This window comes from Porphyromonas sp. COT-108 OH1349 (assembly GCF_000768755.1).
GTDB classification, from domain to species: domain Bacteria; phylum Bacteroidota; class Bacteroidia; order Bacteroidales; family Porphyromonadaceae; genus Porphyromonas_A; species Porphyromonas_A canoris.
The window spans coordinates 192,588-206,258 of the sequence record NZ_JRAH01000003.1 but is presented as its reverse complement, the minus strand read 5'-3'; the positions used below and the strand labels follow the sequence as shown (position 1 = coordinate 206,258).

At 43.9% G+C, this 13,671-nt stretch carries 14 protein-coding genes and 1 pseudogene; 13 read left to right on the top strand and 2 right to left on the bottom strand.

What is annotated here, in order from left to right; all coding sequences use genetic code 11:
* The first annotated feature begins 45 nt into the window (after positions 1–45).
* The 11 genes and pseudogenes from JT26_RS01150 (at position 46) to JT26_RS01100 (ending at position 10,317) form a co-directional block, all read left to right on the top strand.
* Positions 46–2,130 carry an alpha-L-fucosidase gene (locus JT26_RS01150; RefSeq protein ID WP_036844987.1) on the top strand — a complete coding sequence of 695 codons (2,085 nt, stop codon included), beginning with the start codon at positions 46–48 and terminating at the stop codon, positions 2,128–2,130.
* Between the two features lie 33 nt (positions 2,131–2,163).
* Complete coding sequence (efp, locus tag JT26_RS01145) at positions 2,164–2,730, top strand: elongation factor P (protein ID WP_036790107.1); 567 nt, start codon at positions 2,164–2,166, stop codon at positions 2,728–2,730.
* A 19-nt stretch (positions 2,731–2,749) separates the two neighbouring features.
* Complete coding sequence (radC, locus tag JT26_RS01140) at positions 2,750–3,544, top strand: DNA repair protein RadC (RefSeq protein ID WP_081966350.1); 795 nt, start codon at positions 2,750–2,752, stop codon at positions 3,542–3,544.
* Positions 3,545–3,587: 43 nt separating this feature from the next.
* Complete coding sequence (locus JT26_RS01135; protein ID WP_052079515.1) at positions 3,588–4,052, top strand: YkvA family protein; 465 nt, start codon at positions 3,588–3,590, stop codon at positions 4,050–4,052.
* A 43-nt stretch (positions 4,053–4,095) separates the two neighbouring features.
* Positions 4,096–5,034, top strand: a complete 939-nt coding sequence (locus JT26_RS01130; RefSeq protein WP_036844861.1) for a hypothetical protein — start codon at positions 4,096–4,098, stop codon at positions 5,032–5,034.
* Positions 5,035–5,493, top strand: coding sequence for a hypothetical protein (locus JT26_RS01125; protein ID WP_036844859.1), 459 nt, complete (start codon positions 5,035–5,037; stop codon positions 5,491–5,493).
* 12 nt (positions 5,494–5,505) lie between these two features.
* Positions 5,506–6,267 (top strand): 16S rRNA (cytidine(1402)-2'-O)-methyltransferase, encoded by a 762-nt coding sequence (gene rsmI / locus JT26_RS01120; protein WP_052110271.1) that lies wholly within the window; start codon positions 5,506–5,508, stop codon positions 6,265–6,267.
* 2 nt (positions 6,268–6,269) lie between these two features.
* A complete protein-coding gene (locus JT26_RS01115; RefSeq protein ID WP_036790092.1) occupies positions 6,270–7,148 on the top strand; it encodes a hypothetical protein in 879 nt (292 codons plus the stop codon).
* Positions 7,145–7,915: a metal-dependent transcriptional regulator gene (locus JT26_RS10050; protein WP_052110270.1), complete on the top strand. Its 771-nt coding sequence runs from the start codon at positions 7,145–7,147 to the stop codon at positions 7,913–7,915. The genes JT26_RS01115 and JT26_RS10050 overlap by 4 nt, the downstream gene beginning before the upstream one ends.
* Positions 7,912–10,075, top strand: a pseudogene (gene feoB, locus JT26_RS01105) (ferrous iron transport protein B). The gene JT26_RS10050 and the pseudogene feoB overlap by 4 nt, the downstream one beginning before the upstream one ends.
* A 29-nt stretch (positions 10,076–10,104) precedes the next feature.
* Positions 10,105–10,317 carry a hypothetical protein gene (locus tag JT26_RS01100; protein ID WP_152566954.1) on the top strand — a complete coding sequence of 71 codons (213 nt, stop codon included), beginning with the start codon at positions 10,105–10,107 and terminating at the stop codon, positions 10,315–10,317.
* Positions 10,318–10,388: 71 nt separating this feature from the next.
* On the opposite strand, the gene JT26_RS01095 is transcribed toward JT26_RS01100, so the two are convergent.
* Both JT26_RS01095 and JT26_RS01090 read right to left on the bottom strand, forming a co-directional pair.
* The gene (locus JT26_RS01095; protein ID WP_036844855.1) at positions 10,389–11,060 is read right to left on the bottom strand and encodes a class I SAM-dependent methyltransferase; all 672 of its coding nucleotides are present in this window, start codon (positions 11,058–11,060) and stop codon (positions 10,389–10,391) included.
* 30 nt (positions 11,061–11,090) lie between these two features.
* Positions 11,091–12,068: a cation diffusion facilitator family transporter gene (locus JT26_RS01090; protein ID WP_052110269.1), complete on the bottom strand. Its 978-nt coding sequence runs from the start codon at positions 12,066–12,068 to the stop codon at positions 11,091–11,093.
* 219 nt (positions 12,069–12,287) lie between these two features.
* On the opposite strand from JT26_RS01090, the gene lptB reads away from it, so the two are divergent.
* Together lptB and recR are read left to right on the top strand one after the other, a co-directional pair.
* Positions 12,288–13,034 carry an LPS export ABC transporter ATP-binding protein gene (gene lptB / locus JT26_RS01085; protein WP_036844853.1) on the top strand — a complete coding sequence of 249 codons (747 nt, stop codon included), beginning with the start codon at positions 12,288–12,290 and terminating at the stop codon, positions 13,032–13,034.
* Positions 13,031–13,657, top strand: a complete 627-nt coding sequence (recR, locus tag JT26_RS01080) for a recombination mediator RecR (RefSeq protein WP_036844851.1) — start codon at positions 13,031–13,033, stop codon at positions 13,655–13,657. The genes lptB and recR overlap by 4 nt, the downstream gene beginning before the upstream one ends.
* The last annotated feature ends 14 nt before the right edge of the window (positions 13,658–13,671 follow it).

Genomic DNA, 13,671 nt, shown 5'->3' with positions numbered 1-13,671 from the left:
AAGATGAAAATATCCGACATAAAAAAGAAGAATAGTTCGCATCCGATGAAGGCTTTATGGGGCTCTCTGGCTGCTATTGCTCTCTCCTCTATCATAGGAGGATGCTCTCTCTTACAGCCGCAAGCCAAAGTTAAAGCCCCGGCTCCAATATTCCCTATACCAACACCCGAACAGGTGGAGTGGCAAAAACTGGAGACCTATGCCTTTGTCCACTTCGGACTCAATACGTTCAACGATCTGGAGTGGGGCTATGGCAACACTCCGGCATCGACGTTCAATCCGAAGCGTCTCGACTGTGATCAGTGGGCAAGAATCATAAAAGCATCCGGTTTTAAGGGTATACTGCTGACGGCAAAACACCATGACGGCTTCTGCCTCTGGCCTACAAAGACTACGGATTACAGTGTGAAGAGCAGCCCATGGAAAGATGGGAAAGGAGACTTGGTCAAAGATCTCTCCGAGGCGTGCAGGAAATACGACCTAAAGTTCGGCATCTACCTCTCTCCTTGGGATCGAAACAGCAAACACTATGGAATGTCGGAGTACGTGGATATATTCCATGAGCAAATGAGAGAGCTCCTGACAGGATATGGTCCGATCTTCGAGTACTGGTTCGATGGAGCCAATGGAGGGGATGGTTGGTATGGAGGAGCAGATACGCACAGGAATATAGACCCTAAGACATACTACCGCTACGAAGATGCCAAGAAGATCATCCGCGAGCTTCATCCTACAGCAATGATATTCGGAGGGACTGTTCCGGATATTCGCTGGATAGGAAACGAGATAGGTTATGCAGGGACAACCAACTGGAGCCCCATGACCATTGGAGAAGAAGGTGGACGTAAAAATATGGTCGGACAGGAACATGGTGAGGATTGGCTTCCCGGAGAGTGTGATGTTTCTATCCGTCCGGGATGGTTCTATCACCAAAGAGAGGATCATCAAGTGAAGTCTCCTGCCAAACTGATGGATATATATTATGGCAGTGTCGGGCGTAATGCCACTCTGCTTCTTAACTTCCCGGTTGATCTGAATGGCACTATTCATCCTAAGGATAGTACAAGCATCATGGAGTGGAAAGCTCTACTCGACCGTGAATTTGCCTCTCCTCTTCTTCTCGGCAAGGCTTCTGCGAAAGCAAGCAACGTAAGAGGAGAGCAATGGTCTGCATCTAATGTTCTAGACGATAACTATGACAGCTATTGGGCAACGGCGGATGGCGTTTCTTCCGGAGAGCTAGTCTTTTTCCTTCCAACAAAGCAAGCCATTAACCGACTTATGCTTCAAGAGTACATCCCATTAGGACAAAGAGTACGTAAGTTCTCGGTCTTCTATAAAGATGGAGAGAACTGGCTGCCTGTTTCGTTTGCAGAAGAGACCACTACAATAGGCTACAAAAGACTGTTAAGATTCAATTCCATAAAGACAGACGGCTTGAAGATTCTGTTTGAAGAGAGTCGAGGTCCTATCTGTATCAATAAGGTGGAAGCCTATATGGCTCCGGCGATAGTTTCGGATATTCCGGTTATACGCAGAGATCTTAATGATGAAGTGTCTATCTCTTTGTCTTCTCCCGGATTGGAGATATACTATACAACGGACGGCTCCGCTCCCTCCGTTTCGAATGGGATTAAGTACAGTAAACCATTCAGATTGCAAGATCACGGTGTGGTGAAAGCTATTGCCTATGACTCCGACTTCCATACAAGCGGAGATATGGCAGAGCGGACATTCTACCTTTCTGCAAGCAGGATAACACTACTTTCGCCACAAGAGAAAGAGGCAAAAGAAAAACTCCTCGACGGCAAGCCCTATTCTCTACTTCACTTTCCAAAGGGAGAAAGGAGCTTGGAGCTTCTTCTTGATACTCCTTATAAAATCTCGGGTTTCAGACTGTTACCAAATCAACAAAGGGATGGAAGAGGACATATCCACTCTTATGTTCTGTACATAGATGACACAAAAGTGTTGGAAGGAGAGTTTTCCAATATCAAGAACAATCCGGTTCTGCAAACAGTACAATTCCATCCGGTCAAAGGACAAAAGGTAAAACTTGTGGCAAAGGAGATTGTGGACAACGTGGAGAGAATTATTCTCTCTGACTTTGATCTCATCATTGAGGAATAGAAATAGAATAATAACATTAAATACTTTAGAAGAATGGCAACAACAGCAGATTTTCGCAATGGTATGTGCCTTGACATTGATGGCGTGTACTTTACGATCGTAGAATTTCTCCATGTTAAACCGGGCAAGGGTCCTGCTTTTGTACGTACAAAGCTCAAAAACCTTTCCAACGGAAGAGTATTGGAAAAGACGTGGAACTCAGGTGTAAAAGTGGAAGAAGTGCGTATCGAACGCAGACCATACCAATACCTTTATAAGGATGATATGGGATACAACTTCATGCACCCTGAAACATTTGAGCAGATTCAAATTCCGGGAGAGACCATTTCCGGTGTGGAGTTTCTGAAAGAAGGAGATATGGTAGAAGCTATGGTACATGCAGGTAATGAGACAATACTAACCTGTGAACTTCCACCCCATGTTATCCTTGAAATAACATACACAGAACCCGGTGTTAAAGGAGATACCGCAACAAATGCTCTGAAGCCTGCAACGGTAGAAACAGGTGCTACGGTTCGTGTTCCTCTATTCATAACAGAAGGAGAAAAGATTGTGATAGACACTCGTGACGGCTCGTATGTAAGTAGAGCTAAAGAATAAAAGTGCTCCAATAGTATAAATGACATCTGCCTTTACACAAAATACGAAGGCAGATGTCATTTTCTTTTTACCACTTAGCGTATTCCTTATGTTTAATCAGGAGAAAACCAACCTTCATCTGAAAGTAAAAGAGATGTTGGAAGAGGAGCGTCCAAGAGAAAAACTCCTCAGATATGGAGTAAAAAATCTGGACACAACGGAGCTTCTTGCGCTCATCCTTAATACGGGGACAAAAGAGCAAAATGTAATAGAGATGGCTCGAAATATCTTGAAGAGTCATGACAACAACCTCTATTCCATGTATAAAACCCACGCCGAACGTGTATCGGACAGTAAGATAAGAGGAATAGGTCCTGCAAAATTAGCAAAGATATTGGCAGCATTAGAGCTTGGAGTGCGTCTGGAAAAAGACAAAGAGTTTTACAGAGCAAAGGAAGAGATATTGAACGACAGCCAAAAGGTCTATAACTATATGAAACGATACCTCTTTGGTTTAGCTACGGAAAGTGTTTGGCTATTATGCTTTAACATCAGTCAAAAACTTACGATTCCACCTTTGGAAATATCTACCGGAGGAATGACTGAATCGGTGGCGGATATAAGGGTTATCCTCAAAAAGGCTCTGTACCATAATGCGACCGGCATCATACTTGTACACAACCATCCCAGCGGATCTCTACTACCATCTTCTGCGGATGACCAACTCACAGAATCCTTAAATAAAGCGTGCCAAACGATCGGAATTAAGTTATTAGACCACCTCATCTACTCTGATTACGGATATTATAGCTACGCAGAAGAGGGATTACTATAGAAGATTTTTCTTACCTTTGGGGTGTATAGAACGCAAAAAAGCTATGAAACTATCACATGCAAAGATGGCTATAAAGGGCTTACGCGATATCAAAAGCTATGCATCTCACTTCTCGGAAGGTGATTGGGGAAAGAAGCTTTTGCAGGTGAAACATCTTGTTGGAGAGAGTGTTTTGCTTCCCATGATACGGCTTTACTATGTCATGAAAGCACCTTCTACTCCCATAGCAAAGAAGATTTACATCTCCGGAGCTTTAGGATACTTCATTCTCCCGATAGATATTATTCCGGATATGTTGATCCCGATTCTCGGCTTTACGGATGACCTTGCCGTGGCAACTTTAGTTCTGAAGTTGGTTAATGACAACCTCACACCGGAAATAGAAGAGAAAAGCAGGAGATTCTATGACTCTCTTGTAATATGTAAGAGAGGAAAAGGGAGTTTATCCGGAGAGTCTAAGAATGACACGATAACAGATCCCCTCCCAACCGAAGGGTCTTCTTTGTAAAACTTGGTTACACTATTACCAATCTAAAAACCATAAAAGCACTATGAACACAAACTTTATTAGACTGGTTGGATTGCTGTTTGCCACTTCCCTCTTATCCGGTTGTTTGGGGGGGAAAGGTCCGGATCCGACCCCAAATCCCGTTCCACCTCCCGAGACTCTTAACATCTCATCCGTAGTGATTCGTGAATATCTTTTTTCAGATGATACTCCGATATTTGTGCAAGAACAATTGTGGAAAGAAGGACACCTATCATTGGAAAATACAAATATTCTCGATCTGTTTCGTCCGGACATCAAGTATCATACAACCCTTAGTTATGTAAGATCAGGAGAGGATAAAGTAGAGATAAGAACCATTCCTAATATAAAAAAGCTCAATGAGACAAAGCCATATCTCACCGCTTCGCTGCAAAAAGGAGCAGATGGAGTCTATTCGGGATACGAGGTTGAGTTTGCAGAAAACATAACCAGAATTCCTCATATGCTTGGACATGAAACTTCCAAGATTGAAGGACAGGATAACTCTAAACCGACTCTTATCTCTAATAGCTTGCATGATATTGCTATGGATTGGGACATCAAAGGGAAATTGAGTTCTTACACGGTAACCAATAAGACAGAAAACAAAAATATCCCTCATATCTCTTCAAGAAAAATCGTTCTGAAATATCAAGAAGTTCAGAGCTTAGATGCAAGTGTGAGCAATATCAGATCGGGAGTTTTCTGGGCAATTTCTCCTGTTTTCGGGCTGAATCCATCTTTGGGTCTTCATACATATAATGTGCTGTCAGAAGCCCTGAAAGAGCCTAAGCATCTTCCTATATCAATGACAGAGATAGCAGAAGGTGTGACGAATGAGTACCAGTTCAGCTATGCGTGGTTCTCTCCAACCGAACTGCATATTGCTCGAATCATGAAAGAAGCCGCACCTTTCGACAGCAGAAACAGGAAGTTTATTATACATTTCAATGTCTTATAAATGGTATCTAACAAAAACATAGAACGTTATATTGAACAGATAGAAGATCTTATTACCGATTTGTCTCACAAGCTTGATGCTCTCAAGGCAGAGCTAAAGACGGCAGATACTGAGATACAAGAAGAAAGACAAATCGAAGAAGAAACTTCGGCTTCTGATGTTATGTTCATTCCTAAAGCTACGACAAGTCAGGTTGAGAAACCAACCATGGCTAACAGCATAAAAAAGGAGGTCGTAAACCCTTTAAGGGAGTACATCAGTATGTTTGACTATTTTTACTTCCGAAGAGAGCTATTCTTGGATAGCGAGAGTTTGATTGAAAGTGAGTTGGATACACTGACTCATTTAGTAGACTTCTCTTCTGCAACAAAACATCTTGCAGCTAACTATCCTTGGGTAAAAACGGATGAACCGGCAGCAAAAGCGTTTCTTGAAATAGTGGAAAGATATTACGCATAAAACTTTTGCAAAATGGGATGGCTGACTATCATACCAACCCCTATTGGGAATTTGGAAGATATTACTCTGAGAGCCTTGAGGCTGCTTAGAGAAGCCGACGTCGTGCTTGCGGAAGATACTCGAACAACACTTAAACTTCTACGCCATTTCGAGATCTCTCCGAGAGAACTTCGTAGCCATCACATGCACAATGAGCATACTACGGCAAAGTCCATAGCTACTGCCATCGCGGATGGGCAAAAAGTAGTTTTGGTCTCTGATGCAGGAACACCGGGGATTTCAGATCCGGGATTTATTTTGGTACGGGAATGCTTGCAGCTAAATCTTAGGGTAGAGTGTCTTCCCGGTGCCACGGCCTTTGTTCCTGCTCTTGTTGCCTCCGGCTTACCTTGTGACAGATTCTCGTTCGAGGGTTTTCTACCACAGAAAAAAGGAAGGCAAACTCTTTTGGAAGATATTTCCAAACGTACAACTACAACTATTTTATATGAGGCTCCAACAAGATTGGTAAAGCTATTAGAGCAGCTATCAATACTTCTTGACCCGGAAAGAGAAGTCGTAGTAGTACGGGAAATATCAAAAATACATGAGGAGTACCATAGAGGGACATCCTCAGAATTGTGTGAATATTTTAGAAATCAACCGCCTCGTGGTGAGATTGTGGTGCTCATTGCTCCCTCTCCCACTCCTGAGCGTGTACATAAGAATAAGTATAAGGAGTCTTTATCTCCTTCATGTCTAACAAGTGAAAAGATCACTTTAAAACAGATTTGAATATGAAAAAAACAGCATTTATTACTCTCGCTATTTGCGCAATGACTCTTGTCTCTTCTTGTGGAAAGCATTCTTCCGCATATAAGAACCTGCAAGCGAAATATGATTCCTTGGAAATGGTATCCAGAACAACTGAAAGCAATCTGGAAGAAATGCTAACCGTAATCAATGAGGTAGAACAAAGCTTTGAAGAGATTCGTGCAGCAGAAAACTTTGTTGCGATCAAACACAAAAGTGGTGAGCTTACTGCTTCTACTCGTGAACAGATTAAGAATAACATGCAGTTGGTTGCAAGCACTCTTAAAGAGAATAGAGAAAAAATCGAACTTCTCAATGAGCAGCTGAAGAAAAACTCTGCAGCGGCAAAACTTTTGGGCAGCAAGATCAAGAGAATGACCGATGAAATTCAGAGAAAAGAGAGCGAACTCGTTGCTCTTCGTAATGAACTTGCAATGAGAGACGTCAAAATAGAACAGCTTGATAGTGCACTTGTGAGATCTGCTCAAAATGTGGATGTCCTTGCTCAAGAAAATGCAGCACAACAAGCAGCTATTGCACAACAAGATGCTGCTCTTAATGCAGTGTTCTATTGCTTCGGAACATCTTCGGAACTTAAGGAACACAAAATCCTTACCGGAGGATCTATCTTCTCCTCTCCAAAAGTTTTGGCAGAAGGTTTCAACAAAGATTACTTCATCAAGATGGACCGCAGAGAGCTTCACACCATTCCTCTATTTGAGAAAAAGGCTGTACTCCACACTAAACACCCTGCAAGTTCATACTCATTGGATAAGGGTTCCGACGGTAATCTTACTCTAAACATTAAGAACACAAAAGAGTTCTGGAGTTTAAGCCAGTACCTCGTGATCGAAGTTAAATGACAATAGTACTCATACTCTTACTTCTTCTGAGCCTGATATATATAGTCTGGCTCAGGAGAAGTCTCTTTATCTCCAAGAAGGAAGACGTTCCTCTTGAAGATCTTATGAAAAAAATGTACTCCAAACAGATGGAGTGCATCACGTTGGATTGTGCTACTTCTTTCTGGAATATCAGAGAGGAGGAAGCGCAATCTTTCTTATTGAAGGCAACCAAGCGAGGATGGCTGACAACTCTCGACTATAAGACATTCACTCTTACCGATGCAGGTAAAAATATGGGGCAACACCTCTCCAGAGCACACAGGCTATACGAGACCTATCTTGCCGAAAAGACAGGATACTCATCAGAGGAGTGGCATAAGCTTGCAGAGAAAATGGAACACAAACTCTCTCCTCAGAAGTTGGAAGAGCTCTCTGTAAGTCTTCATCACCCCAAGTACGACCCACATGGCTCCCCAATACCTCAGCCAAACGAAGAGATTCCAATAGCTCCTCCTTATAAGTATGATATTACTCCCAAAGGCAATAGTTCATTATGGGATCTTGAATTTGGAGAGGTTGCCAAAGTAAAAGGTCTTGGCTACCAATTGGCAGGAGACAGAAGAAAACGTCTGTTGGATCTTGGATTTGTAAAAGGCTCTCTTGTGAGACTATATCTCTGCAGCCCAACCGGAGAGACAAAAGCCTTTTTAGTACGAAATACTACCATTGCACTGCGCAAAGAGCAAGCAGGCTACATTTATGTCGATAAAGTTGAGCAGTCATGAAAAGACAAAATGTACTTCAAGGAGGCTCGAATACCAGTGGAACCAAGTACACAATAGCCCTTGCCGGTAATCCCAACACAGGCAAGAGTACTCTCTTCAATGGTCTTACAGGACTCCATCAGCATACAGGCAATTGGCCCGGAAAGACCGTAGCAAGAGCCGAAGGGAGTTATACCTATGAAGGAGAGAAGTATCGCATTGTGGACTTACCCGGTACTTATTCCCTTTTTTCTCGTAGCGAGGATGAAGAGATTGCACGCAACTTTATTCTCTTCGGTCAGCCGGACGCTACGATTATCGTTGCAGACGCAACCCGTTTGGAGCGTAATCTGAACCTAACTCTCCAAATCTTGGAAATAACAGAGAATGCTATTTTGGTTGTCAATCTCATAGATGAAGCTCGCTCCATGGGGATTATGATAGATGCCAAAATACTTGAAAGGAGGCTTGGCATACCCGTTGCACTTGTTTCAGCCAGAAGCGGAGAGGGCTTGGATCTTCTACTCAAGACCATTTCTCAGGTTATTAAAGGAGATATTGTCTGCCGGCCTCATCGAATACAGAATCTTAGCGGAAAAGCAGCCGAAGCCATAGAGGCTGTGGAGCAAGAAGTAAAAAATGTCTATCCCGATCTTCCCAATGCCAAATGGGTTGCGATGAGACTCATCGAGGGAGACGCAAAGATTATAGAAGCTGTAAGAAGCGGCAAATGGATAGACGAAGAAATACTACTTCAATGATATGAAAGAGAGAGAGCATATTATACAAACAGCCAACAAATGGAAGTGGGAAGTCGGGAAAGACTTCCACGATAAGGTTTCCGAAGCTATATATGCCGATGCAGAGGATATCTGCAGTGAAGCGATAAAGTACGAAGAGAACAATAAAAGAAGAGAGTTTGATGCCAAGCTGGATAAGATATTGGCAAGCAAGCGATGGGGTTATCCCATTATGATTTCTCTTCTTGCCGTAGTCCTCTGGATTACTATTGTCGGGAGCAATTATCCCTCCCAGCTGCTCTCCTCTTTTCTTGTGGGAAAACTGTACCCTCTCCTAAAAGGTTGGACCGAAAGTTTTCTGCCTGCTCTTTTATCCGGATTCCTTATAGATGGCGTCTATCTCACGACCGCATGGGTTGTCTCTGTGATGCTCCCTCCCATGGCTATCTTCTTTCCTCTGTTTACTCTTCTGGAAGATTTCGGCTACCTCCCAAGAGTGGCATTCAACATGGACGGACTTTTCAAAAGAGCAGGAGCACACGGCAAACAGGCACTCACAATGACCATGGGATTCGGATGCAATGCTGCGGCAATAGTCTCTACTCGTATTATAGACAGCCCCAGAGAGAGGCTGTTGGCAATAATCACCAACAACTTTTCCCTCTGCAATGGGCGTTGGCCGACACAAATACTTTTGGCATCCATATTCATAGGCCCTTTAGTTCCTGCCCACCTCTCCGGCACACTCTCCATCTTGTCGATTTTGGCTGTTGCTCTTTTGGGAATCGTATTTATGTTTGGTAGCAGCTTACTGCTTAGCAAGACACTGCTTAAGGGTGAAGTCTCTACTTTCAACCTGGAACTTCCGCCGTATCGTCCGCCACGTTTTTGGCAAACACTCTACTCCTCTTTGGTAGACAGGACACTGGTTGTACTGGGACGAGCTGTTGTTTTTGCCGCTCCGGCAGGAGCACTCATTTGGCTGATTTGCAACATCGAAATCGGGAACATCAGTCTGGCAGCCCATGTTGTGGATCTCTTTGACGAGTTTGGGCTTTTCTTTGGTCTGAATGGAGTTATTCTTCTTGCCTACATCGTAGCCATCCCTGCGAATGAAGTTGTCATCCCGACAATACTTATGCTTACTATACTTACGGTACCCGAACTCTCCGGATTGGGAGATGGTGCCGGAATACTCTTTGAAGGCGAAAATGCAGGCATTACCGAAAACATATTAAGAGCCGGAGGATGGACACCGCTTACAGCCATCTGCGTTATGCTTTTCAGTCTGTTGCACAACCCTTGTAGCACCACACTCTATACCATATACAAGGAGACCAAGAGCATCAAGTGGACAACCATCTCTGCCTTAATACCCATTGCTTTTGGCTTTATACTCTGTGGAATAGTGGCAGGAATTACCCGTTTCTTTTTATCATGAACTTAACTTAAATGTTCCTTCTTTACGATTTGGGAATAGAAAAGAACTCCTCACAACCGATATATGGTAAGGTTTCCGATATAGACTATTCTAAATACAAGCTGTTCGGTCTTCATTCAAGCGAGATAGCCTATTTGGGATGGATTAACCCTCCCGTGAATCTGCCGGAATACGAACTCACGGTAAAAATTATATTTGAAGATGGAGAATCAAAGACAGCATCTATAAGTGTAGCACCTTAAACAAAATCTATCCGATTCATTCAGCAGAAAAAGGCATTCGGAAATTCTCGAATGCCTTTTCTCATATCTGCTTATTTGATACACCTAAATACCATTATGGAGTTGTGGTTGCTGACCTCCACTCCGCCTTTATAAAGAGACTTAAACTTCTCCGCCATCTCCTCCTTGGTAAAATGAGGAGGGACAAAAACGCCCTTACGGTTCAGTACCAAACGTACAAGAGCATCACCGATCCTCCTTTCTCCCTTGACGTAGAAATTTCCAAGAAAGCAACCTCCCGGCTTCAGTACTCTGTACAGTTCGGCAAGAGCACGCTCTTTATCGGGAAAAGCGTGAAATCCGTTCATGCAAAGGACTATATCGAAACTCTCATCTTCATACGGCAGTTGCCCCACATCTCCCCATTCCAACGAGAGTTGAGAGAGTCCCATATCCTGTTTTCTCTGTTCTGCCACAGCAAGCATCTCGCGAGAGTAGTCCACTCCCACGATAGAAGCATTGGGTAGACCGGCATAGGTAGAAGCAGTAAAGACTAGCGTTCCGGCAGGGACATCCAGCAGGCGACCGGAAAAACCGGAAGGAATCATCCCCATTACCTCTCTTGCTATCTTATTATCGTCCACCTGCCAGAGGCAGTTCATGTAGAGATGAGACCACCAAGTGCTTCCCGTAATGAAGTTATCGTAAAACCGGATACCTTTTTTATAGGCATTTTTAGGCTTGGAAGATTGCTCGCTACACATAAGAATTACGCTTAAAAATATCTTTCCCTGCTATCTCAACTCATCCTTTTGTATCAGATCACGCCTGCCATTGCATCCGTCATATTCTATCTGAAGAGTCGTGTGTCCTATACCGAACTTCTGCATGAGCAGATGCTCCACCTGCTCTCTCAATGCTCCTGCTTCCGACAGTCTGAGATCCTCTTCCAGATTAACATGCGCCTCCAAGAGCATGTGTTCGTCATCCAGTCTCCAGATATGCAGGTGGTGCAGATTCTTTATTCCTTTGATTGCCTCTACCTCCTCTTTCAGCAGAGAAGGATCTATCTCTTCCGGAGCACTCTGCATCAGTATGCTCACAGTCTGCTTCACTATACCCCATGTATGCACAATGATATAGATGCCCACCAAGACCGTTACAAGAGGATCCAGCCAGTAAAGATTCCACAACCATATTGCTATACCTCCCATGATTACAGCGACCGAAGAGAGCGTATCTCCAAGAAGATGAAGATATGCAGCCTTCACGTTCAGGTTGTGCTCACGATCCTTATGGAGTATGACCACAGAGATCAGATTTGCCAAAAGTCCGAATATCGCCACGGCAAGCATCATCGCCCCACGTATCGGCTCCGGATTCAAAAAGCGGTGATAGGCCTCCACGAAAAGGTAGACGCATATCCCTATAAGTACCACGGCATTAAACAGGGCAGCCAATATCTCTGTCCGCTTATAGCCAAATGTCTTTCTGGTATCTGGTTGCTTCTCTGCGTGCTTTCCTGCAAGGAATGCAATAAAGATTGCAGACGAGTCTCCCAGATTATGTATGGCATCGGAGATCAGGGAGAGACTGTTGGAAAGTATTCCTCCTACAATCTGAAAAATCGTGATGGAAAAGTTCAAGATCGTAACCCATAGCAGCTTTCTTCCCCTCAGATCCTTACCATGGTGGCAGTGATCATGCCCGTGATGTCCGTGCGAATGCTCATGACAGTGGGAGTGAGTGTGATTGAGGTGTTCTGTTTTCATATCGGTAAAATATCTGTAATAGAACTGTTTAATCGCATATACTTACACAAATATCCGTCAATTATCATTATCATGCAATACCTAAACCTAAGTATCCCTCGCTTGTCTTCTACCTTCTTCCGGTCTGCCACTCTCCGCAAGAGAGGGCATACGTATGCACTTGGCTGTATGGGGCAAAATGTCTATTTTTGAAAGGCATAACAAGCAAGCATATATCCTATGAAACTCCGGACGGAAGACTTAGTAAAAAAATATAAGAACAGAACCGTGGTCAACCACGTATCCATTGAAGTATCTCAAGGCGAGATTGTAGGACTCTTGGGACCCAATGGAGCAGGTAAGACCACTACATTTTACATGACCGTTGGTCTGGTTCTCCCCAATGAGGGAAAGATTTTCCTCGATGACGAAGAGATTACTCACGAGCCCATCTACAAGCGTGCGAGGAAAGGCATATCTTATCTTGCACAGGAGGCTTCCGTATTCAGAAAGATGACCGTAGAGGATAACATCCGCTCCGTATTGGAGATGACCAGTAAGCCTAAAGAGTATCAGAAAGAGAAGTTAGAAAGCCTCATCTCCGAGTTTGGACTCCATAAAGTGAGACACAATCTGGGGGATCGCCTTTCGGGTGGTGAGCGTAGAAGAGCGGAGATAGCCCGTTGTCTTGCCATAGAGCCCAAGTTTGTGATGCTCGACGAACCTTTTGCCGGAGTAGACCCCATAGCGGTACAGGATATTCAGAGTATTGTTGCCAAGTTGCGTGAAAAGAATATCGGCATTCTCATCACCGACCACAACGTATACGAGACACTATCCATCACAGACCGTGCTTATCTTCTGTTCGAGGGGCGAGTGCTTTTCCAGGGAACAGCCGAAGAGCTTGCCGAGAACGAGATCGTAAGAGAGAAGTATCTGGGTAAAGACTTCGTATTCCGCAAACGCACGTTCAACCGGGAAGGATGATACGGTTAGACCAACAGTCTCGCCTGCTGCAAGAAGCGGTAGATGCTCTAAGCACTCTGCCCGGAGTAGGCAGTAAAAGTGCATTGAAGCTGGCTCTCTATCTCCTGAGACAGGAGAAACAGTTTACCAAAAATATATCTTCCAAGATAGATGCCTTAGTGGAGGGTATTCACTACTGCGACCGCTGTCACAACCTTTCCGATACCGATGTCTGTATGATCTGCTCCAATCCTGCCAGAGACTCCCGCATCCTCTGCGTGGTAGAGAGTGTAAAGGAGGTTTTGGCTGTTGAAAACACAGGACGTTTCAACGGTCTTTATCACGTTTTAGGAGGAGTGATCTCTCCGATAGATGGAGTAGGTCCTTCCGAGCTACACATAGATGATATTCCAGATAGAGTAAGAAATGAAGGTGTAGAAGAGGTGCTGCTTGCATTGAGTACGACCATGGAGGGAGATACGACCAACTTCTATATCTACCGACTCCTGAAAGATCTCGATGTTAAAGTCTCCGTCATTTCTCGTGGAATAGCCATTGGAGACGAATTGGAGTATGCAGACCAGCTCACTCTCGGCAGAAGCATAGACCACCGAATAGATTTCGAGTCCACCCTAAGAGGATAACCCCCATAAAGTAT